A 20,480-nucleotide genomic window follows, 5' to 3' on the forward strand; every position below is an offset into this window, starting at 1 on the left:
ACATGCCAGCCGAAAGCAAAGCGAAGGTCATCGAACGAAATCGCGCGCCGCGGGTGCAGATCGCCTACGACGTGGAAACCTACGGTAGCCCGACGACGATCGAACTGCCGTTCGTCATGGGCGTGATGGCCGACCTTTCCGGTGCTTCGCAGACCAAGGAAGCGTCAAAGTCGGTGCTGGACCGCTCCTTTGTCGAGACCGACGCGAACCGCTTCCCCAAGTTCATGGAGGCGCTCGGACCACGGGTAAAGGCCCGCGTGAAGAATACACTGCCGCAGGCTGAGGGCGCCGAGCGGGACGAGGAACTGGCGCTCGATCTTACATTTTCCAGAATGGGCGATTTCGCCCCGGACAAGATCGCCGAGCAAGTTCCGCAACTGGCCGAGATCCTCAAGATGCGTCGCCAACTCGAGGAACTGCTCGGCTTCATGGATGGCCGTGTCGACGCCGAAAAACGCATCGCGCAGCTTCTGAACAACGAACCGCTTCTTGGCAAGATCGCCAGCCAGGCGCTGGCCGACGACGACAAGGCAGGGGAGTAAATCATGGCCGAACAGCAAAAGACCGCCGCCGTCGCCGCCGAGGCCGAAGCCATCGACCTTGGAGAATTCAGCGGGCTCCTCGAGAAGGATTTCAAGGTCAAGAAGGACGACAGCGAAAAGCTGCAGCAACTCGTGCGCAATCTCGCCCTCGCAGCACAGTCCCGTTCCGATACCACCACCATCTCGTCCAATGCGATCAAGTCGATCAAGTCGCTGATCGCGGGCATCGACAAGATGCTGACGACACAGGTCAACGAGATCCTGCACGCGCCCGAAGTGCGTGAGATGGAAGGCACATGGCGCGGCCTTTGGTATCTCATCAACAACACCGAGACGGATCAGAAGCTGAAGATCCGGGTGATGAACATCTCCAAGGAGCAACTGGCCGACACGCTCGAAGACTATGAAGGCCAGATGTGGGACCAGAGCCCGATCTTCAAGAAAGTCTATACGGACGAGTATTCGATGCTTGGCGGCGAGCCGATCGGCTGTGTGATTGGCGCCTACGAATTCTCGAACCACCCGCGCGACGTCGGTCTGCTGCGCAACATCTCCGGCATCTGTGCTTCGGCGCACACGCCGTTTATCGCAGCCGCCTCGCCACGCCTGTTCCGCATGGACAGCTGGCAGGAATTACCGAACCCGCAAGATCTGCAGCAGATCGTCTCCAACCCGGCCTATGCCTCGTGGCAGTCGCTGCGCGAGAGCGAGGACGCCCGCTATATCGGCCTGACCATGCCGCGCGTTCTGGCACGGCTGCCCTATGGCACGGATACCGTTCCGGTGAAGGGCTTCACCTTCGAGGAAGAGGTGCATGGCGATCACAACAAATATGTCTGGATGAACGCCGCCTTCCCGATGGGCGTAAACATAAACCGCAGCCACAAGCTCTATGGCTGGGGCACGCAGATCCGCGGCGTCGAGAATGGCGGCACAGTCCTCAACCTGCCGGTGCACAGTTTCCCGACCGACGACGGGTCGATCGCGATGAAATGTCCGACGGAAGTCGCCATCGACGACCGGCGCGAAGCGGAACTGGCCAAGCTTGGCCTGATGCCGATCCTGCATCGAAAGAATACCGATCTCGCGGCCTTCATCGGCGCACACTCACTGCAGGACGACGAGACACGGGCGGGACGGCTGGTCGACCCCGACGCGCAGTCCAATGAGCGGCTGAGCGCCAACCTGCCCTATCTCTTCCCGGTCTCGCGCTTTGCGCATTACCTCAAGGCCATTGCGCGCGACAAGGTCGGCTCGTTCAAAGAGCGCTCCGACATGCAGATCTGGCTGACCGAATGGATCAACCGATACGTGTTGGCCAACCCGGCCTTTGCCGACGACAAGGCGCGCGCCAAGCGCCCGCTTGCCGCGGCCGAGGTTCAGGTGGACAGCGTCGAGGGGCGGCCGGGCTATTACAACGCCCGCTTCTATCTGCGCCCGCACTACCAGCTCGAGGGCATCAATGCCTCGCTCCGACTGGTGTCGGAGCTGCCGTCCGTGAAGACTTGATTTGCAGCAACAACATCCTGGTTTTTGAAAGCGGTGGAGAAAGATAATGCCGACAACTACGAAGATCGATGGCTTTCTGAAAGTTCCGGATATCAAGGGGCCGAGCAAGCGCGACGGCCATGAGGACGAAATCGAAGTTCATGGGGTCGATTACAAGATCGTCGCGCCATACGATCCGAATTCGCTCTCGCGGCGCGGCCGGGTCTCCTTGGGCATGATCAAGTTCACCAAGCATTACGACAAGTCCTCGCCCTATCTGAAAAAAGCGCTGTTCGAGAACAAGGCGCTCGACGAAGTGGTGTTTTCGGCACGCCGGACAATCGATGGAGAAACCAGCGACTACCTGGTCGTCACCCTGACCGACGCCTCGATCATGGAATACGACATGCAGCAGGCCGAAGACGAGGCCGACCTGATCGAGGAAGAAGTCAGCTTTGCCTACAAGAAGATCAAGTTCGTCTACGACAAGGACGACGAGATCGAAATGGATGTCTATGTCGGCAAGTGAGGGCCGGCGGCCCGACGCGGACAAGCTGCAGGTTACCGGTAGTTCGCGAGCAAAACGCGAAGCGGTCCAGCCCTCTCTCTGGGACCGCCTGGTAAACGACCTGCCGGGCATGACCTCCGAGATAGATGGGCTGCGCCAGGCCCTGCAGGATGAGCTTGGCGTGGACCGGCTGGAGAGCTTGGTTGCGGGCAGCGCGCGGCTCATCGATGCCGATGCGGAGTTGACGGCCGATCAGAAGCGGCGTCTGCACCGCCTGGCCTTTCAGACCCAGCACCGCGTGGAGATGGAAAGCCGCGGCGTGGTCGTGTCGGCCCGCGTGCTCCGGGAGGCTGTGCGGCGCGACATCGAGGCCCTGTTCAACACCGAGCGTTTCGAGGCTGTTCCGCTTCTTTCCGATCTCGAAAGCGAGCAGGCAGCGGACAACCCGCCGTCGCTCGCCGATTTTCCGGAGGTGCGTCGAAGCGTGATCAACTACGGCGTACCCTCCTTCTCGGGCCGTTCCTCCCGTGACTTTGATCGTGAGGCGCTGGCACGCGAGATCCGCTCGGTGCTTGCGACGTTCGAGCCACGCCTCAAGGAAAGTACGACGAAGGTCACGGTGACGCTTGGCGACAAGAGCGTGGGTTTGAAGATCGAGATTGACGCCGTGCTGATCATGACGCCGACGCCGGAACGCATGCGCCTGCGCACCACGATCAATCTCGATAACGGCTTGGCGCGGACCGAATTTAGGGAGGCCTGAGATGGATCGGGTCTTCGTAGAATATTACGAGGAGGAACTGACCCATATCCGCGCGCTGGCGGCGGAATTTGCCGACCTGCATCCGGCGGTGGCGCGCAATCTCTCGCTCGACACGGTGCCGTGTCCGGATCCGTATGTCGAGCGGTTGCTTGACGGCGTCGCTTTCCTGGCGGCGCGCACCCGGCTGAAAGTCGACGCCGAACGCTCGCGGTTTTCACGCAGCGTGCTGGATGTCCTCTATCCCGACCTGGTCACGCCGGCACCGGCAACGGCGATGGTGGTGCTGAAACCCGGCCAGCAGGTCCAGACGATGGTTGCCGGCCATGTCGTCAAGCGCAACACCCGGCTGGTCTCCGGCCTGCAACCCGGCCTTTCGACGCGCTGCACCTTCACCACCGCCCAGGACATCACGCTGTGGCCGATAGCGGTCACTTCGGTAAGCTATTTTCAAGATCGCAGCGCGCTGGCGACGGCGGGCATAGCGCCGATCGGCGGTGTGGCCGGCGAGGCGGCGCTCCGCATCGTGCTGACCCGAACCGGAAAAGGCAGGCTCGACGAACTGTCGCTCGACCGGCTTGATCTCTACTTTGCCGGGCGTACCAAGGCACCCCTGCTTTTCGACGCGATTTTCGGCGCCTGCTCGGCCGTTGGCGCGCGCGCGGAAGGCAAGACCAATCCCCTATCGCCCTTGCCGGAACCCGAAATGATCGGCATCAGCGACGACGAGTCCCTGATGCCTCGTACCCGTCCGACATTCGAGGGGTACCGTCTGCTGCGCGAATATTTCATGATGCCCGAGCGCTTTCACTATGCGCGGGTTTCCGGGCTGCAGCCCGTCGTGCGCCGATGCGCGGCCGGGCTCGAGATCATCTTCATGTTCAGGCGTCCGGTGCCCGAGCTTGCCGACTTGACACCGGCCGATTTCGAACTTTTCGCAACGCCGATCATCAATCTCTTCGAGCGTGAGTGCAACGTCATCGAGCTTGATCCGCGCAAGACGCGCCAGGTGCTGCACGCCGACCGAACGCGGGCGCGCGACTTCGAAATCTATCGGGTCATCCGCGTGGAGGACGCAGACACCGGGGGCAGCGATGCCGAAATTCCAGAGCTCTTCAGCCTGGGTCAGAACCGCGGCAGTGGCTGGGTCTACTCCACCGAGCGGCGCCCTCGTCGCGCGACGGAAGACGAGCGGCGCGACGGACTGACCCGCACCTCCTACGCAGGGGACGATGTCTTCCTGGCAATTTCACGCCCGGTGGAAAGCCCGGCGAACCGGCCGCTGAAGCGTGTCGACATCGTGGCGCTTTGCACCAACCGCGATTTGCCGATCCTCGATGACAATCCCACTTTGACGCTGGAGGCCGGCGACCCGGTCGAAACGGTGCGGCTTCTCGGCGCGCTGCGTCCGCCTCGCCCGGCCATCCCGGCGGCGCTGCCTTTGGGCGCGGCGGGCGAATCCCGCGCCGACAATCTCGCCTGGCGGCTGGTGGCGCAACTGGCGCTCAACTTTCTCAGCCTTGCCAAGGAAGGCCGCGGCGTCGATCCGCTGCATGCGCTGCTCGATCTTTACGCCGACCGGGGAGATCCGAGCCTTGCCCGCAACGTGCATTCGATCGTTCGCATAGACTCGCGGTCGGTCATCGAACGGCTGCAGATCGACGGGCCGATGTGCTTCGGACGCGGCACGGAAGTGACATTGCATGTCGACCAGTCGGTCCTGGCAGGGCAAAGCACATTGCTGCTTTCGGCCTTGCTTGCACGGCTGTTTGCCCGTCATGCCGGTATAAACGGCTTTGTGCGAACCCGCACGCGGCTGCTGCAGAAGCAGGAGGATGTGCCATGGCCGATGACGCCCGGCAATCGCTACCTGATCTAGGCACATTCGACCCGAACCAGGTCGAGGCGCTGTCCGAGACGTTCGACTTCTTCGAGCTGTTGCGCCGGCTTGAACGGAGGGGCGGGCTGTTCGGCTATTCCGGCTCGCCGGAGCGCGAGCCCGCAAGGCTCGGACAGCATGTGCGTCTCAGCTTTTCGGCCAGGGACGTGGTTGAATTCCGCGAAGCGAACGACAAGGCTCCGGCCAGGGTCACGGTCGCAAATCTCGGCCTGATGGGACCCGAAGGTCCGCTGCCGCTGCATTTGACACGCTGGGTGCTCGATCGTCTGTCGCAGCGCTGGTTCACCGGCGCCGATGCCCAGCAAACCAGCGACACGACATTCTTGGACTTCGTCAACATTCTGCAGCACCGCATGATCGCCCTGTATTATCGGGCATGGGCGGATGCGCATCCGGCCGTACAGGTCGAACGCGCGGTCGGTGGGCGCGTTCGCGCCATGCTTGAAGCCATGGCGGGAATAGGACTTCCCGGCACCCAGAGCACCGATCTCGATACAGTAAAGCTTCGCCAGGCAGCTTCGCTCGCCAGCCAGGTCGACGGCCCGGAACGGCTGACGCTGTTCCTGGCGGAAGCGTTCAAGGTGCCGGTTCAGATCAAAGAGTTCATCGCCGCCTGGATAACCATCCCAGCCGGGCTCCAGACCCGCCTTGCAACAGCCTATGCAGGGCTCGGCCGGGGGGCGACGATAGGCCCGCGCGTCTTCAACCGCCAAAGCCGGATCGAACTGCGTGTCGGCCCGCTGGGGTACGAGGACTTCAAGGCGTTCCTGCCTGGCGGCCAGCGGCTCAAACTGTTCAAGCAAGCCGTTCGCGACATGGTCGGGGAATCGCTCGACGTCGACCTGCGGGTCGTGCTTGCACGCGAAGCCGTGCCGCCGCCCCGTCTCGGTGCGGTCCAGCTCGGCCGAACCGCCTGGCTTGCGCGACCCTTTGAAAGGGGCGATGCTGACGATCTGCGGCTGCGGACAATCGTCGGATGGCGGCCGGAAATGGCGGGGGTCGCGGCATGAGCCTGCTGCTGACGCTGGAGCGAGGGCCACGCACCCAGGCGGTACGGCAGACCCGGCTGGACGAGGGCGAGCTGGTGATCGGCCGCAGCGCGGACGCAGGCTGGCAGATCGACGATCCCGACATGTTCGTTTCGCGCGCTCATTGCAGGATCTCGGGCGGGCGGGATGGATATTTCGTCACCGATACGTCAAGCAGCGGATTGTTCATAAACGACTCTGACAGTCCGCTCGGCGCCGGCAAGTCGACGCGCCTTCAAAGCGGCATGCGGCTAAGACTGGGTGACTACGTCGTCTATGTCGATCTGCAGACGCCAACCGCCCAAGCACCCACAGCCGGCCAGCCGGTTCCGGAACGCCTGCCGCCGGCATCCCGGGCGCCGGTGAGCATCGGCCGCGACGACTTCTTTTCCGCCACGGTCGAAGAAGAGCCGCGACGGCCACGTCCGGCGGACCTGCCGAACCCGTTCGAGCAGCCGGTTCCGGGCGCGTTCGAGCGTGCCACCTCCGGCCAGCGCAGTTCGCCTGCTTTCGATGACCCGTTCAGCCTCGATCCGGTTTCAACGCCTGTGTCGAAAAATGCCGCCCCTTACCTCGAACCGGGCGACGCGGCGAACCAGGCGGACCCATTCAGCCTCGACCCCGTGCCGTCCCCCCGCCGCGGGGCCGAACGCGATCATGGAAAGCCGTCCGATTTCAATGATGATTTTGGTTTCGGATCAGCCGCGGCGCCCGGTTCGGCAAACGGCACCGGCTCGGCCGGACAGCGCGAGCGCATCGCCCAACGACCACAATCCGCCAATCCCTGGGATTTGCCCGTGCAAGCGGCTGACGTCCCGCCGCCAGCGCGGACAGGTGCCTCCCCCAAACCCGCTCGCCGGCCGGCAGCGCCGCAGCTGGGGGACATGGCGCTTCGCTCCGCATTCCTGCGCGGCATGGGTGTCGAGGAAGCCGATTTCCCCGGGCGCGACAGCATTGCGGAAATGGAGAAGTTTGGCCGCGAATATCGACTGATGATGGAAGGCCTGATGCAGCTTCTGCGCAAGCGGGCCGAGGAAAAGGGAAACGCTCGCGTCGCCCAGACCATGGTCGGGGCGTCCGAAGTCAATCCGCTCAAGTTTCTGCCGACGGTGGACGACGCCATCGTCACGCTCCTCGCCGAGCGCAGCCCCGGATTTCTCGCCGGCGAAGCGGCAATCGCGGATGCGGTTCGCGATCTCGCTCAACATCACGTGCGCGCCTGGCGCGGCGTACAGGGCGCCTTGCGGCGGATGATCGACCGTTTTGACCCGGCAGCGATCGAGGAAGAGCTGAAATCCAATTCCGCGATCGGCACCCTGCTTTCGGGCGGGCGCGGCGCCAAGCTGTGGGAGCTTTACCAGAAACGCCACCGTGACATCGCCGAGAGCGCGGAAAAAAGCTTCCTGGGTGAAATCGGCGCTGATTTTCGGGATGCATATGAGGAGGAGTGAGACATGATCGATCGACGCGAATTCATCGTTGCCCTGGGCGCAACCGGGCTGCTTACGGCTTGCCAGAGCGGCCCACCGAAACCATCGGTGATCACCGTCAACGTGAGCGGCGGGGCTGGTATGAACCCGGGACCAGGCGGCGGCGACCGGCCGGTGACGGTCCTCGTGATGCGGCTGCGCAGCACCGGCAAGTTCAATTCCGCCGACTATTTTGCCCTGCAGGGGGATGCCGGTTCCGCGCTGGCCGGCGATCTTATCGGGTCCGACCAGATCGCCGTCGGGCCGGGAAAATCCGCGTCCAAGACCATCACGGTCGAGCCGGACGCGACGGCGCTGGGCTTCGTTGCACTGATCCGCGAGCCCACCGGCAGGAACTGGCGGACGACCAAGTCAGTGTCGGCGGGATCAAAATTCACAATCAATGTCACGCTTGGCAGCGGCGGCATTTCCGCCTAGCGGCCAGGGCAAGGGGAGCTCAATGCAGAGAGTAGCGGCATGAGCGATGCAAACAGGGTGTTGTGGTCCGAAGGTCTGTTTCTCCGGACCCAGCATTTCCAGCAGCAGGATCGTTTCTTCGAGGCGACGGTGCGCGGCGCGTTGCAGGCCGGGCAGTTGCATACGTTCGGCTTTCAGCAGCTGACGCTGGATCAGGCCTTGCTGGATGCCGGCCAGATCTCGATCCTGTCGGCACGGGGCATCTTTCCGGACGGGACACCTTTCTCCATTCCAGACATGATGGACGCGCCGCGACCACTGCTGGTCACCCCAGACACGGGCGCCGGGCCGGTGATGGTTGCCTTGCCGCTGGAGCCTCCGGGCGGTGTCGGTTTCGATCCGGCACACGCCGCCGCCTCGGGAGCACGCTATCACGGGCGGATCGTTTCGGTGCGTGACGCCGTCCAGGGGGGTTCAGATCCTGAAGAAATCGAGATCGCCCGTCCGCAGGCGCTGCTGCTTGCACCCGGCAAGTCGATCGGTGGCTACACCGCCCTGCCGATAGCCGACCTCAAGGGGGTTCGAGCCGATGGCGGCGTCTCCGTGGACGAGGCCTTCCTGCCGCCGACACTGATTACCGGCGCGGTGGCCTGGTATCGGCAATTGCTTCTGGAGGTTGTCACGGGCCTCGACCAGATCGCCGAGGCGCATGGCAAGATGGTCATGGGCGGGCCTGGGCGCAGCGTCGAAGATCTGCTGATGCTCAATCTCGCCAATGCCGCGCGTCCGCGGCTGGCCCACATGCTGGCGCAGGATGTCTTCCATCCGGCCGAGCTTTACCTGGAACTTGCCGGGCTCGCCGGTTCGATGGCCACCTACGGATCGAGCGCGCGGCGGCTGGGCGAGTTGCCCGCCTACGATCACATGGCGCCAGGCCCCGCCTATTCAGCGCTGGCGGATGCGCTGCGCTCGCTCATCCTCAGCCTGCGTTACATCGAGCCGAAATCGCGTGCGCTGCCTGTCATGCGGCATTCGACCAATGTCTGGAAAATCCGCATCGACAACCCGAAGCTGCTGGTGGCCAGCCGGATCGTCATCCGGGTCGGTTCGGAGCTGTCGGAGGACGCGCTGCGCAAGATATTCGTCAATCAGGCGACTGTCGGCTCGGCCGACCAGTTCGAGGGTCTGTGGAAATCGCGTTTGCCCGGCATTCCGCTGAAACCGCTTCACTCCCAGCCGCGCGAGATCCCCTACGATGGCGACCGGCTGTGTCTCGAACTGGACCAGAAAAGCGAGCACTGGGCGTCGCTGCTCGATGCTCCCGGCTTCGTCATCGGCGTTTCGGGCGTGTTGCCGAGCGAGCCGCAGGTGGACTGCTATTCGGTGAACAGGTGAGATCATGAGCCGCGATGATCCTTTCGGACTGTCGGAGGATCGCGAACGCACCCGCATACGCCTGACCGGCGCGCCGATGCCGCGACCGATGGCGCCGCTCTTGCCGGGCGCGGCGGTAAAGCGGTCTCGCACTCACCCGAACGCGCTTGTCAACGCATTCGCGCCCTTGCTCGAATTCGCTCCCGAGCTTGAAAGTGCGCTGCCGCCGGAGAATCCGGAAGCGTTGCGCACCCGATTGCTCGAAGAACTGGTCCGGGCACGCGACACGGCAATGTCGACGGGATCCTCGATGGAGCGTGCCGACCAGGCAGCCTGGGTCGTGGCTGCGTTGCTCGACGATCTGGCTTTGAACACGCCATGGGGCGGGGCCAGCGCTTGGCCGCGGCAGCCGCTTGTGGTCATGCTGCGCGGCGATGTCGATGCCGGAACGCAGTTCTTCACGCGTCTCGACGAACTGGAACGCCATCCCAACCGCGATCGCGAATTGCTGGAACTGCAGTATGATTGCATGGCGCTCGGCTTTCGCGGCAAATATCGCGTGCCGGGCCGGTCAGGCGACCGCTCGCTCAACGCCGTACGCGTGGCGGCGGCACGCTTCCTGCGCGATGCCGACGCCGAAGGCGCACCACTGTCGCCAAACTGGAAGGGCGTGATCGCATCCGACGAGCCGCAGCGCTTCATCGTTCCGATCTGGGTCATGGCGCTCGGTGCGGCGGTTGTTGCCACGGCAATCCATATCGGGCTCTCCATGGGGCTGAGCAGCCAGGCGGTCGAGCTTTCCGCACTTGTGCGCGCCTTGCCCCCGCCTGCACGTGGCGACATCAGCCGTACGTCACCCAAGGTCGAGGCCCCGCCGCCGGAGAAAGTGGATTTTGCGCTGTTGCCGGAATTTCAGGCCGAAGCGCCAGCCGACCTCAGATCCGCCCTCAGCGGCACCGAGAGCGTCTCGCTGGCCAAGCTGGTCATCCAGGCCTCCAACCCCGAACTGTTCCAGTCGTCGCGACCACAACTGACCGAAGGCTTCGAGCCCCTGATCGGTTCGATAGCCAAGGTGATCCTCGCCAATCAGGAGCTGATCGGGAACATCACGGTGATCGGTCATACGGACAGCGTTCCTCTGCAGAAGACCAATCCGCTGTCGACCAACCAGCGACTGTCCGAGGCTCGCGCCCAGACGATTGCCGACATGCTGGTCCAGAACGGAGTGCCACGGGACCGCGTCCATTCCGAGGGCCGCGCTGCCACCGATCCAGTGGCCAGCGACAGCACGCGCCAGGGGCGAGCCTTGAACCGCCGCGTCGAGGTGCTTGTCGAAAAGAGGCTGTGAGATGTTCATTCTGCGCTTCCTCTGGGCGGTTCTGACATCGCGCTGGCTGTGGACGCTGATCGGCATCACGCTGCTTTCCCTGGTCATCTGGGTGTTCGGCCCGATCGTCAGGGTCGGTCCCTACGAGCCGTTCGCCTCCGAAAATGTGCGCATCGTCATCATCGCGCTGCTGGTTATCTTCTGGCTGATCTGGCTGATCGTCGCCCAGCGCCGGGCGATCCGCGCCAACCGCATGTTCGTCGCGGAAATTGCCGCGCCTGCGGTGGAAAAGCCGCTGAGCCCCGGCGAAGAAAACGTCGCTGCCGTGGGTGCCAAGTTCGGCGAGGTGATGGCCGAACTGAAGCGCCGCAAGCTGGGCGGACGCAAGTTTCTGCGTGAGATGCCCTGGTATGTGATCGTCGGGCCGCCGGCCACCGGCAAGACCACGGCCTTGCGGCAGTCCGGACTGAATTTTCCGATCGACCTCACGGACGACCTGCAGGGGGTCGGTGGCACCCGCAACTGCGACTGGTTCTTTTCCGAGAACGCGGTTCTGATCGACACCGCCGGCCGCTATGTCCAGCAGGAGAGCCAGCCCGACGTCGACGCGGCGGAATGGCTGGGCTTCCTCGACCTTTTGAAGAAGCATCGCGGTCGACGCGCGCTCAACGGCGTGATCGTCGCGCTTTCGATCGATGTGCTTTCGGAGGGCGACGAAGCCATCAAGGCGCACGGCCGCAAGATCCGCCGCCGGTTGGCCGAGCTCAACGACCGGCTCGAAATCCGCCTTCCGGTCTATCTGATGCTGACCAAGGCCGATCTGATCAAGGGTTTCGAGGCTTTCTTCGGCGGCTTGTCCACCGCCTCGCGCGAGCAGGTCTGGGGAACGACCTTCGCGCTGGATGCGCGCGTGGATGCCAAGACCATCGAACGCGAAATTTCTACACTGGCGACGGAACTCGAGCGGCGGCTGGTGCCGCGCCTGGAGGATGAGGAAAAACTCGCCGCCCGTGCCGAGATCTTCCGGTTTCCTGCCCAACTGGCAAGCCTGTCCGAACCGATCCAGGTGCTGGTCGAGGCGATGTTCGGCGAAAGCCGGTATGAAGAGGCCGCATGGCTGCGCGGCCTCTATCTGACATCGGCGACCCAGGAAGGCGCACCCATCGACCGGTTGACCGCGGCGCTGTCGTCGTCCTTCGGTCTTCCGCCACGGCGGGCCCTGCCCGCACCAAGAGTCGAGAAACGCAGCTTCTTCCTGAAGAACCTGCTCACCGACGTCATCTTCCGGGAAGCCGGCCTCGGCACGTTCGATCCGCTGGCGCAGCGCCGCCGCGCCTGGATCTGGCGCGGTGCCGCGGCCGCATTCGCGGCGGCGGCCTTGCTGGCTGGCGGATTGTTCACATGGTCCTATTTCGACAACCGCAACGCGATCACGGCTCAGGCAAGCCAGTTCGAAGCACTGCAAACGCCGCTGACCTCCGCTGCCGCAAACCCGGCATCGGTGCAGCAGCCTGCCATAGACGGCGCGCTCGAGGCGATGGACGCGGTCGCGAATGCCCGGACAGCACCGCCGGGCGCGCCCCAGGATCTGCTGGGGCCATCGGCCTCGGCGGAGCTGGTGCGGGCACAGACCGATACGTACGATCACGCCCTGCGCAATGTGCTCGAGCCGCGCATGGTCGCGTTGCTCGAGGCGACCATGTGGCGGCAGATCCGCGATCCGGATTTCATGCTCGGCGCGCTGAAGACCTATCGCATGATGACGGGTCTGTCGCAGATGGATCCCGACTACGCCCAGAACTGGTGGGTGAACAGCCTGCCCGAATTCGCGGCCGCAGCCCCATTTCCAACCGCCGATGCCGAAGAGCATCAGCTTGCCGCCATCCGCCGCATGACGGTCGACGAAAGCTATATCGAGCCCGACCAGGCCCTGGTTGCCGAAGCGCTGAAAACGGTGTGCACGATTTCATTGCCGGCGCGCGCCTACAAGCAGTTGCTGGCCGATCCGGCGGTGGCCGGTCTCAAGGAATGGATCCCGGCCAATTTCGCCGGCCCCAACGGGGGCAAGGTGTTTGCGCGGCGTTCCGACAAGACACTTCGCGTCGGCATTTCCGGAGCATTCACCTATTCCGGCTTCCACGACGCCATTCTCGACCGCATCGACGATGTTGCCGCCCAGGCAGCGCTCGATCGTGCGGTTTTCGCCGGCGGCTGCTCGGAAAATTCCGAAACCTCGGTCTCCGCGCTGTCCGAGGATATTCTGAAGCTCTACTATGACGACTACATCGCGCAATGGGACAGCTTCCTGCGCGACATGCGGCTCGCGCCATTGACCGATCTCAATGTCGCCAGCGAAAATCTGAAGGATCTCTCGAGTGCCGATTCAGCCCTGAAGCGGCTGCTGACGGCGGTCGTTCAGGAGACCGAACTGACGCGCTCCGACGAGGCGCCCGCCGACGACAAAGCGGCAGCCAAGGGTGCCTCCAAACTGCTCGGCAAGCTTGGCAAGCTCGGCAAGCTGGCGACAAGCGGTGCGAAATTGCTTCCCCGCGCCGGGTCAGCCAGCGAGGTGGACCTGACCGGCAATCTGGTGGCCGAACATTTCAAACCGCTCAAGAGCACCATTGCCGAGGTCGACGGCCAGCCGCCGGCACTCGATGCCGCCGTTGTCGCGCTGACCGCGCTTTCTAACGTATTGCAGACGGTCACTGCGAACCCCAATCCGCAGGATGCCATCAAGAAGCAGGGCGGCCTTGCCGAACTGACGGGTGCGGTGGCCAGGCAGGCACAGATCCTGCCCGACCCGATCAACAACTGGCTGGGCGGGATTGCCGGCGACACCAGCAATTTGACTCAGAAGGCGGTCACTTCGGAGCTCAACGCCATCTGGCGGGCCGACATACTGCCCTTCTGCCAGGCAGCGCTGAACGACCGCTATCCATTCAGCGCCGAGAGCGCGGTGGACGTCAATGTGCGTGATTTCGCCAGGCTGTTCGGACCGGCCGGGCTGATCGACGGTTTCATCAACGACCACCTGATCAACTATGTCGACACGACCAGCCAACCATGGAAATGGCGCGCCGATTTCGGCCTCGATCCTTCGGCGCTGGCGGCGTTCGAGCAGGCCAGGCATATCCGCGACGATCTGTTTCCCGGTGGTACCGGACCGGTGATGAGCTTCACGCTCGAACCGAAGGATCTGTCTCCGAACGTCACGCGCGTGACGCTCAATCTCGATGGCCAGACCCTCGTCTACTTCAACAACGCGACACGGCCGCAACCGATGACCTGGCCCGGCAAGGACGGCACGGGAGTCATCTCGCTCGCCTTCCAGCCCATCGATGGTTCACCCGAAATCATGCTCAACGAGACCGGCAGCTGGGCGTGGCTGAGGATGCTGCGCAGTGGCCGATTCACCGGGACCTCGCTGTCCGATGTCTACAGCCTGCGCCTGGGGACGAAAGGCATGTACGCCGATTTCGAACTCAAGGCCGCCAGTGTCGAAAACCCCTACAACCTGCAAATGTTCAAGAAATTCTCATGTCCGCCGCAGATATGACCTTGCCTGGCTTTTACGGCAAAATGCCCGCCACCGGCGATTTCGTGACGCGGCGGCTGACGGGCGACTTTGTTCGCGGCTGGGACCGCTGGTTGGCGCAGCATCTCGTCCCGCTGTTCGGCTCGGAATTTTGGCCAAGCACAACCGCGCTGCGCTTCCTGGCTGGTCCAGCTTGCTTCGGCGCATCGGCGGGCATCATTGTGCAAAGCGCCGACAGGGTTGGCAGGCAGTTTCCCTTGAGCGTCGTCGCGCAGCTTTCTGAAGCTTCCGTTGGGCTGGCTGATGCCGAGGCATGGTTTTCCAGGATCGAAGAAGCGGCGATCGCGGCCCAGAACGGCGAGCTGACGCCCGACGAACTGGATGCCGCGCTCGCCGGACTGCCGGTGCCGCCCATCGAGCCGGGTGAGGAGGTCATCAGCGATATGGTGATGTGGACGGCCCGTTCGGACATTTTCGACATCGATCCGCAATCGCCGCAAATGACGCTGGAACAAGTTCTCACTGCCAGTTGGGAAGCCCAGTCGATGCAGGGGCAAATCTGATGTTCGTCAGCCAGAACACGACACCGTTTCTCGCCGAGACTTTTCCTTATCAGGACAAGCATTGCGTGAAATTTTGTGTTGCCGTGATCCGGGCGACGTACGACGTCGATGAACAAGGCAACTGCACGCCCAGCAAGGAGCAGTCGCCTTTCGTCTACGCCGATACCCATTATGGCGATCCGGAATTCACCTCCATTCGCGTCGAGACCGACTTTGCCCCGATCAAACCGAAATGCGAGGTTCTGCTCGACGCCATGGCGGTCGCTCCGCAGGGGAGGCCGGCGGAAGCGATCGAAGTGCGCCTGGTTGGGCCGGGACTGGACAAGCGCGCGGTGGTCACCGGCCAAAGACGCTGGTTCAGAGGTGGGCTCGGCATCCAGGCGTCACGGCCGCACCCCTTCATCTCAATGCCGCTGGCATGGCACCTCGCATTCGGCGGCACCGACCGAACCGACCCTGATCCCGCCAAGCATCGCAGCGACGCCGTCAACCCGATCGGAAGCGGTTACCTTGTCGGCCAGAGCAACATTGACGGCACGCCGCTGCCCTGTGTCGAGCACCCGCAATCGCGGATGCGCATCTGGAACGACCGGCCCAAGCCGATCGGCTTTGGTCCTGTACCACGCTTTGCCAAGGAACGAGCGCGCTATGCCGGCACCTATGACAAGCATTGGATGGACAATGTGCTGCCCTTCCTGCCGCAGGATTTCGACGACCGCTACTTCCAGGCGGCCCCCCCGGATCAGTGGCTCGACAGGCTTTCCGAAGGCATGATCTTCGGCTGCTTGGGCATGAACGAGAGCGGCAAGTTCAAGGTGAAGCTGCCGGCGATGTCGGTTCCGGTGCGGTTCATGTTCGTCGACAGAACCGAGCACAAACTGGCGGCGCCAGATACCCTGACCATCCTGCCTCACGAGGCGAGGATCGTTCTGGTCGGACGGGTAAGCACGAAGCTGCCGCGGAAGTTTGTGAAATTGCAACAGGTCCAAGTGGGTAGCGAACCGAAACCGAAAAGCCCCAAGCCACACTACGCCGGATTGAAGGAGGCTGTGGCGGCCCTGGCCGGGATACGCAAGAAAACAACATGACTACGGTTACCTGCATCAGCCTCGTATGCCCGGTCGGCTATACGCCCGCAAGTTCTGCGGCCGCGATGCGGGCGAGCATCTCGGTGTTCGAGGAATTGATGTATCGGGACAGCAACGGCCAGCCGATTCGCGGTGCCAGGGTCGACGCTATCCCACTTGAGAAGCACGGTCGCAGCCGTCTTCAGGCATTGGCTCGGCTCGCTGTTGAGCAGATCGATGAAAAGGCTGCGGCCTTGCTTCCGTGGGGCGAGATGCCGTTCATCCTGTGTACGCGCGACGCCGACATGCCGGGCGCCCGCATCAACGGGATTCTGGCGGGGCTTGCGATTCCAGACGGGACGCCATTGGTGGGGTCGCGCACATTCCAAGTCGCCCATGGCCACATTTCGGCTTTTGTCGCGATGGAACAGGCGCGCAGGCTGGTGAATAAGGGGGATGTAGAGGCTTGCATCATCATGGCGATCGACAGCCTGATCGACGCGCGCTCGCTCAACTGGCTGGACAGCCAGATGCGACTGAGGACGAGCGAAGTGACGGATGGCCTCATCCCCGGCGAAGCGGCCTGCATTCTCGTCGTCAGCAAACGCCTGATCGTCGACGGATCCTTGCGGTTACGCGGATTGGGCCTCGCCATCGAGAAGGCAACAGCGAGCAACGAGGAACCGTTCCGGGCGGATGGCCTCAGCGCGGCACTGAAAGCCGCACTTGGCGAAGCAGGCGTCCAGATGCACGAAGTTGCTTTCCGTCTCAGTGATGTCGGGGGCGAATCCTACGCATTTGAGGAACTGGTGCTGGCGCAGATGCGCAACATGCGCAAGACGCGTCCGGAACAGCCCGTGTGGCACGCGGCGGACTGCATGGGCGATTGCGGATTGGCGACTGGCATGATCCAGTTCGCCTGGGTGGAGCAGGCCTTCAGACGCGGCTATGCGCTGGGTGATCTCGCCGCGTTACACGGCAGTTCGATGTCGTTCGGCGGTCGCGCGGCCGCCGTGGTCTCGGCTGAGGACGTTAGATGACTAAGAACGTCTTTGCCGGAAAGTGGGAAATCGCCGCCGAAAACGGTATGAACAAGTCGATCGCGCGGTTCCCCGACGTTTGTATGTCGCCGCCTTCGCCGCCCGCGGGACCGATCCCGATCCCTTATCCAAACACCTCGTTCTCGAATACACTCAAGTCGGGTTCGTCGACGGTGAAGATCGGCGGCAAGGGCGCGGCGCTCGCCCAGAAATCCTACTACCAGGAGTCCGTCCTGGGAAACGAGGCTGCAACGCGCGCATTCGGGGCGGCGGTCATCACGCATCAGATCACTGGCAAGACGTTCTTCCAGGCATGGTGCATGGATGTGAAATTTGAGGGCAAGAACGTCTGCCGGCATCTCGATCTGACAACAAGCAATCATGCTTCAGACCCTCCATCCACTCCCCCCGCTCCCGCGCCTGAAACGCAGACCTTCGCGGAATCCGAGGATTTGTGGAAAGAGGGCAAATGTCCCTGCTGCCACGAGGCATTGCACGAGTGGCAAAAGGATGAGAGCGACAAGCCCTTCCCTTTGATGAAGGAAAAAGACTTCTGGGACGCGCGGGCCAAAGAACTGACAACCGATAAGGCCCGCGATCGCTTCAAGAAGGCGCTGGATTTGATGCTGCCCGCAAAGGACAAGGCTCGCGCGGCAAGCGCGGCGGGCGGTGATGGCTGTCCAAACGTTCACAAGACGGAAGATGGGCCCTGCGCTCTCTACTTTGACGTGCCTCGCGGTGCTAAATCCAAATACACCAGCCCGCGAAGCGGAACACGTGTGGAAAGACAGGCGAAAAGCGGGCGAAATCATTTCGACGACAACGGACTGAAGGATATCGCCGTGAAAAAATGGACAGAGGCGAACACAAAGCCAGGTCAACCCCCACCTGATTTCAAAGGCAAGACGATGCACCACAAGACGCCGATGATGGCAGGCGGGTGCGCAACAGCAAACAACGTACTGCCTGACCAATATTTGAAAGCTTCCCCCAAGGAGTGTCAGGACATCGAAGCTTGGCAGAAGACCCTCGAACAATTGACGACGGCCTAGGATGGCTCAGGCACCAATCAGCCCCCGCGCTTATGACGGATTTTATGCGGACTCATCCCTGGGCGACGAGTTCGATCCAGTTTCCGCGGCGCATAGCGAGGATCCCTGGACGGTCTACTTGGCTGTCCTGAGAGCTTGCAAGTCCGGGAATTTCGCCGGGCTCGGCCGGCTTCCCGCCCTGATGACGAAGACGGAGGGATATTTCTTCTGGCGGGCGACCACCGAGATCATCGGCTATGCGGGCAATTGGAAAGCAATCTCCGGCGCTTTCTCGTACTTCGAGTCGCGAATCTCGAATTCCGATTTCCAATACTTCTTTGCCTCGGCATTGGGCGCATCCTGCAATCTCAAGGCGGTGACGCCGCTGCTGCAACTCCATCAGGAGGCCGAAGATGAAGAGTCGCGGCACCAGATTGAGAACCACCTTTCCTACCTCCTGGAGGGGGACGACGGGCCGGTGTGGGACGGCGCCTCTCAGACTCTCGACATTCCAGACGATGACGACCAGCCGCTGCGGTATATCGTGGATCGTGTGTCATACTTCGACGTGGTCCAGAAAGCTTTCCGCGATGTACGCGATAGTCTGCCGTCGGAGGCCACGCCCGTCTACGAAGGCAAGACATATGATGTGGGTCAACTCGCACAAAGGTTGCTCGACCGATTGCGATCCGATGATCGGCAATTTGGTCGCATCAACCGTGAGCGAGTCGCCTTCGAGGCTGCCACCGGGCTCGACACACGTTCGTTCTATACAGAGAACGGTACGCTTTTGCGCTTGCCTGCGGCGGCAATCGTCGAGGGCTTTCTGGACAGCGACGACGTCAGTCGATTCCGTCCGGGACAGCGCTATTTCTTCGGTCATCCGATTCCAGAGTGACGCTTCCTATTGAGGGCCGTTGTTCGCCGGTCCAAGCGCGTTCAATCCCGCCCATTCCGACACCTTTTCAGCCAGCGACAAAATGACGATTCTGTCCGCGAAGAATGTCGCGAACGACTTGCCCAAATCGGGCGGGTCCCCCGTGAACAGCTTGCTTTCCTGGCGAGCCTCCGGAAAGAGTTCCAGGAAGGAGGCCGTGGCGGCCAACGCAAGCGGCGGTTCCTTCATCCGCTCCACAAGCCAGCCCAGCACCGACCTGTCACCAAGCATCCCGATGCCGCGCACGGCGATGGGAGCGGTAGAGGGCGACTTCATGAGCCCGCCCATCCATGCACGGACATCCCTGTCCGGCCCGGCCTTGACCAGTGCGCGCATCGCAACCATGGCGTCGGGTCCGGCGGCGGTTGCGATTTTCCTGAGTTCCTGGCGCGTAAGATCGCCTGACCCCAGTTCGACCAGTGCCCATGAAGCCCATAGCCGGACGCGTTCATCCCCGTGTTCCAGCGCAGATTGGACATCCCGCCCCAGATCGAAACGTCGAAGCTGACCGACGAGACGCAAGGCGGCGGCACGCACCCTTGAATCGTTGTCTTTGACCAGCCGGGCCAAAGTCGCGCCCGGGTCGACATTGTGCACGATACATGACGAGACGCCGAGGAAACGGGTGAAGGCGTCCTGGCCACCGATCCACTCGCGCACAGAAGGCCCGATCGCCGCCGGCTTGTGCCACGCAAGCGCGCCGACCAAGCCCTTGGCATCATCGGCCGTCAGGCGCGCGAATTCGACCGCTTGTGCCACCTTCTCGCCATCAGCCAGTTCCAGTGCCATCCAAGCGAACGCGAACAGCTCGCCTTTCTCAGGAAAATTCTGGTGCTGCGCGATCAGAAATGGCCATGTAGCGGCGCCCGCGATGCGCAGGCCGTCGAGGTTTGTCTCCAGTCGCTCGTCGATTTCGGCTATGACCTTGGCGTCCGGGGGATCCTCGGCGGACCATGTGTCACGCTGCGCCCACAGGAAGGCGACGAGTTCCGCATGCTGGCGCACGACCTCCGTCGCGATGCGGACCGGGTGCTCCCCTTCTGTCTTCGACGAAGTTCGCATCAGTTCAGGTTGATCGAGCCGCCGCGAATGCGTTGCGCACCACTGGCATGGCTGGTGATGTGAGCGCCACGAATGGTGATGCGGCCGTCTGCCTCCATCAGGATCGTCGCCTTGCCACATCGCAATTCCAGGCGGTCCTCGGCGGTGATCTGCACACGCTGTTCATCCCGGATCACGTGTGGGGTCGCTTTGGGGCGGTTGGGCTCGACGATCCGGCCGACAATCAGAGGCCGGCGCGGGTCACCTTCCTGAAACAGCAAGGCCACCTCACAGCCGATCATGTCCGACGACAATTCGCACAGGCTGCGCGCTGGCAACGCCGTCTTCTCCGGATTGCCGGGAAAAACGACCAACGGGGACTCCTCCCCGAATCCCAGGAAGGCGCCGATCACCACGCCGTCGATCTTGTTCCTGACCTTGCTCATCGTC

General features: G+C 62.8%; 18 protein-coding genes. 16 read left to right on the forward strand and 2 right to left on the reverse strand.

The window, feature by feature from the left end:
- The first annotated feature begins 2 nt into the window (after positions 1-2).
- Genes tssB through FCU66_RS02885 form a run of 16 tightly spaced genes read left to right on the forward strand, consistent with a single transcriptional unit; the run spans position 3 to position 18,950 of the window.
- Complete coding sequence (gene tssB / locus FCU66_RS02810) at positions 3-542, forward strand: type VI secretion system contractile sheath small subunit (protein WP_136619381.1); 540 nt, start codon at positions 3-5, stop codon at positions 540-542.
- Between the two features lie 3 nt (positions 543-545).
- Positions 546-2,051 carry a type VI secretion system contractile sheath large subunit gene (gene tssC / locus FCU66_RS02815; protein WP_136619380.1) on the forward strand — a complete coding sequence of 502 codons (1,506 nt, stop codon included), beginning with the start codon at positions 546-548 and terminating at the stop codon, positions 2,049-2,051.
- A 46-nt stretch (positions 2,052-2,097) separates the two neighbouring features.
- A complete protein-coding gene (locus FCU66_RS02820; protein ID WP_136619379.1) occupies positions 2,098-2,559 on the forward strand; it encodes an Hcp family type VI secretion system effector in 462 nt (153 codons plus the stop codon).
- Entirely contained in the window at positions 2,546-3,301 is a 756-nt protein-coding gene (gene tssE / locus FCU66_RS02825) for a type VI secretion system baseplate subunit TssE (RefSeq protein ID WP_136619430.1), read from the forward strand. Before FCU66_RS02820 ends, tssE begins: the two co-directional genes overlap by 14 nt.
- Before the next feature lies 1 nt (position 3,302).
- Positions 3,303-5,177 (forward strand): type VI secretion system baseplate subunit TssF, encoded by a 1,875-nt coding sequence (gene tssF, locus FCU66_RS02830; RefSeq protein WP_136619378.1) that lies wholly within the window; start codon positions 3,303-3,305, stop codon positions 5,175-5,177.
- Positions 5,141-6,208, forward strand: a complete 1,068-nt coding sequence (gene tssG / locus FCU66_RS02835) for a type VI secretion system baseplate subunit TssG (RefSeq protein ID WP_136619377.1) — start codon at positions 5,141-5,143, stop codon at positions 6,206-6,208. Before tssF ends, tssG begins: the two co-directional genes overlap by 37 nt.
- The gene (gene tagH / locus FCU66_RS02840) at positions 6,205-7,677 is read left to right on the forward strand and encodes a type VI secretion system-associated FHA domain protein TagH (RefSeq protein ID WP_136619376.1); all 1,473 of its coding nucleotides are present in this window, start codon (positions 6,205-6,207) and stop codon (positions 7,675-7,677) included. Before tssG ends, tagH begins: the two co-directional genes overlap by 4 nt.
- Positions 7,678-7,680: 3 nt before the next feature.
- Positions 7,681-8,133 carry a type VI secretion system lipoprotein TssJ gene (gene tssJ / locus FCU66_RS02845; RefSeq protein WP_136619375.1) on the forward strand — a complete coding sequence of 151 codons (453 nt, stop codon included), beginning with the start codon at positions 7,681-7,683 and terminating at the stop codon, positions 8,131-8,133.
- A gap of 39 nt (positions 8,134-8,172) precedes the next feature.
- Positions 8,173-9,507: a type VI secretion system baseplate subunit TssK gene (gene tssK, locus FCU66_RS02850; RefSeq protein WP_136619374.1), complete on the forward strand. Its 1,335-nt coding sequence runs from the start codon at positions 8,173-8,175 to the stop codon at positions 9,505-9,507.
- A 4-nt stretch (positions 9,508-9,511) separates the two neighbouring features.
- Positions 9,512-10,834, forward strand: a complete 1,323-nt coding sequence (gene icmH / locus FCU66_RS02855; RefSeq protein ID WP_136619373.1) for a type IVB secretion system protein IcmH/DotU — start codon at positions 9,512-9,514, stop codon at positions 10,832-10,834.
- Position 10,835: 1 nt separating this feature from the next.
- A complete protein-coding gene (gene tssM, locus FCU66_RS02860) occupies positions 10,836-14,372 on the forward strand; it encodes a type VI secretion system membrane subunit TssM (RefSeq protein ID WP_136619372.1) in 3,537 nt (1,178 codons plus the stop codon).
- Entirely contained in the window at positions 14,354-14,914 is a 561-nt protein-coding gene (gene tagF / locus FCU66_RS02865) for a type VI secretion system-associated protein TagF (RefSeq protein ID WP_246093743.1), read from the forward strand. The genes tssM and tagF overlap by 19 nt, the downstream gene beginning before the upstream one ends.
- A complete protein-coding gene (locus FCU66_RS02870) occupies positions 14,914-16,002 on the forward strand; it encodes a DUF2169 family type VI secretion system accessory protein (protein WP_136619371.1) in 1,089 nt (362 codons plus the stop codon). The genes tagF and FCU66_RS02870 overlap by 1 nt, the downstream gene beginning before the upstream one ends.
- Positions 15,999-17,021: a hypothetical protein gene (locus FCU66_RS02875; RefSeq protein ID WP_136619370.1), complete on the forward strand. Its 1,023-nt coding sequence runs from the start codon at positions 15,999-16,001 to the stop codon at positions 17,019-17,021. The genes FCU66_RS02870 and FCU66_RS02875 overlap by 4 nt, the downstream gene beginning before the upstream one ends.
- Positions 17,018-18,073 (forward strand): PAAR-like domain-containing protein, encoded by a 1,056-nt coding sequence (locus tag FCU66_RS02880; protein ID WP_136619369.1) that lies wholly within the window; start codon positions 17,018-17,020, stop codon positions 18,071-18,073. The genes FCU66_RS02875 and FCU66_RS02880 overlap by 4 nt, the downstream gene beginning before the upstream one ends.
- Before the next feature lies 1 nt (position 18,074).
- The gene (locus FCU66_RS02885; RefSeq protein WP_136619368.1) at positions 18,075-18,950 is read left to right on the forward strand and encodes a hypothetical protein; all 876 of its coding nucleotides are present in this window, start codon (positions 18,075-18,077) and stop codon (positions 18,948-18,950) included.
- A 6-nt stretch (positions 18,951-18,956) separates the two neighbouring features.
- On the opposite strand, the gene FCU66_RS41790 is transcribed toward FCU66_RS02885, so the two are convergent.
- Positions 18,957-20,051, reverse strand: coding sequence for a HEAT repeat domain-containing protein (locus tag FCU66_RS41790; RefSeq protein ID WP_168991961.1), 1,095 nt, complete (start codon positions 20,049-20,051; stop codon positions 18,957-18,959).
- Positions 20,051-20,476, reverse strand: a complete 426-nt coding sequence (locus FCU66_RS02895; protein ID WP_136619366.1) for a DUF6484 domain-containing protein — start codon at positions 20,474-20,476, stop codon at positions 20,051-20,053. Before FCU66_RS02895 ends, FCU66_RS41790 begins: the two co-directional genes overlap by 1 nt.
- Between the last annotated feature and the right edge of the window lie 4 nt (positions 20,477-20,480).

This window comes from Mesorhizobium norvegicum (assembly GCF_004919685.1).
In the GTDB taxonomy this organism is placed as follows: domain Bacteria; phylum Pseudomonadota; class Alphaproteobacteria; order Rhizobiales; family Rhizobiaceae; genus Mesorhizobium; species Mesorhizobium norvegicum.

Bases quoted from the DNA above. Each gene is read 5' to 3' on its own strand.
- tssB (WP_136619381.1), top strand. From the start codon at position 3: ATGCCAGCCGAAAGCAAAGCGAAGGTCATCGAACGAAATCGCGCGCCG.
- tssC (WP_136619380.1), top strand. From the start codon at position 546: ATGGCCGAACAGCAAAAGACCGCCGCCGTCGCCGCCGAGGCCGAAGCC.
- FCU66_RS02820 (WP_136619379.1), top strand. From the start codon at position 2,098: ATGCCGACAACTACGAAGATCGATGGCTTTCTGAAAGTTCCGGATATC.
- tssE (WP_136619430.1), top strand. From the start codon at position 2,546: ATGTCGGCAAGTGAGGGCCGGCGGCCCGACGCGGACAAGCTGCAGGTT.
- tssF (WP_136619378.1), top strand. From the start codon at position 3,303: ATGGATCGGGTCTTCGTAGAATATTACGAGGAGGAACTGACCCATATC.
- tssG (WP_136619377.1), top strand. From the start codon at position 5,141: ATGGCCGATGACGCCCGGCAATCGCTACCTGATCTAGGCACATTCGAC.
- tagH (WP_136619376.1), top strand. From the start codon at position 6,205: ATGAGCCTGCTGCTGACGCTGGAGCGAGGGCCACGCACCCAGGCGGTA.
- tssJ (WP_136619375.1), top strand. From the start codon at position 7,681: ATGATCGATCGACGCGAATTCATCGTTGCCCTGGGCGCAACCGGGCTG.
- tssK (WP_136619374.1), top strand. From the start codon at position 8,173: ATGAGCGATGCAAACAGGGTGTTGTGGTCCGAAGGTCTGTTTCTCCGG.
- icmH (WP_136619373.1), top strand. From the start codon at position 9,512: ATGAGCCGCGATGATCCTTTCGGACTGTCGGAGGATCGCGAACGCACC.
- tssM (WP_136619372.1), top strand. From the start codon at position 10,836: ATGTTCATTCTGCGCTTCCTCTGGGCGGTTCTGACATCGCGCTGGCTG.
- tagF (WP_246093743.1), top strand. From the start codon at position 14,354: ATGTCCGCCGCAGATATGACCTTGCCTGGCTTTTACGGCAAAATGCCC.
- FCU66_RS02870 (WP_136619371.1), top strand. From the start codon at position 14,914: ATGTTCGTCAGCCAGAACACGACACCGTTTCTCGCCGAGACTTTTCCT.
- FCU66_RS02875 (WP_136619370.1), top strand. From the start codon at position 15,999: ATGACTACGGTTACCTGCATCAGCCTCGTATGCCCGGTCGGCTATACG.
- FCU66_RS02880 (WP_136619369.1), top strand. From the start codon at position 17,018: ATGACTAAGAACGTCTTTGCCGGAAAGTGGGAAATCGCCGCCGAAAAC.
- FCU66_RS02885 (WP_136619368.1), top strand. From the start codon at position 18,075: ATGGCTCAGGCACCAATCAGCCCCCGCGCTTATGACGGATTTTATGCG.
- FCU66_RS41790 (WP_168991961.1), bottom strand. From the start codon at position 20,051: ATGCGAACTTCGTCGAAGACAGAAGGGGAGCACCCGGTCCGCATCGCG.
- FCU66_RS02895 (WP_136619366.1), bottom strand. From the start codon at position 20,476: ATGAGCAAGGTCAGGAACAAGATCGACGGCGTGGTGATCGGCGCCTTC.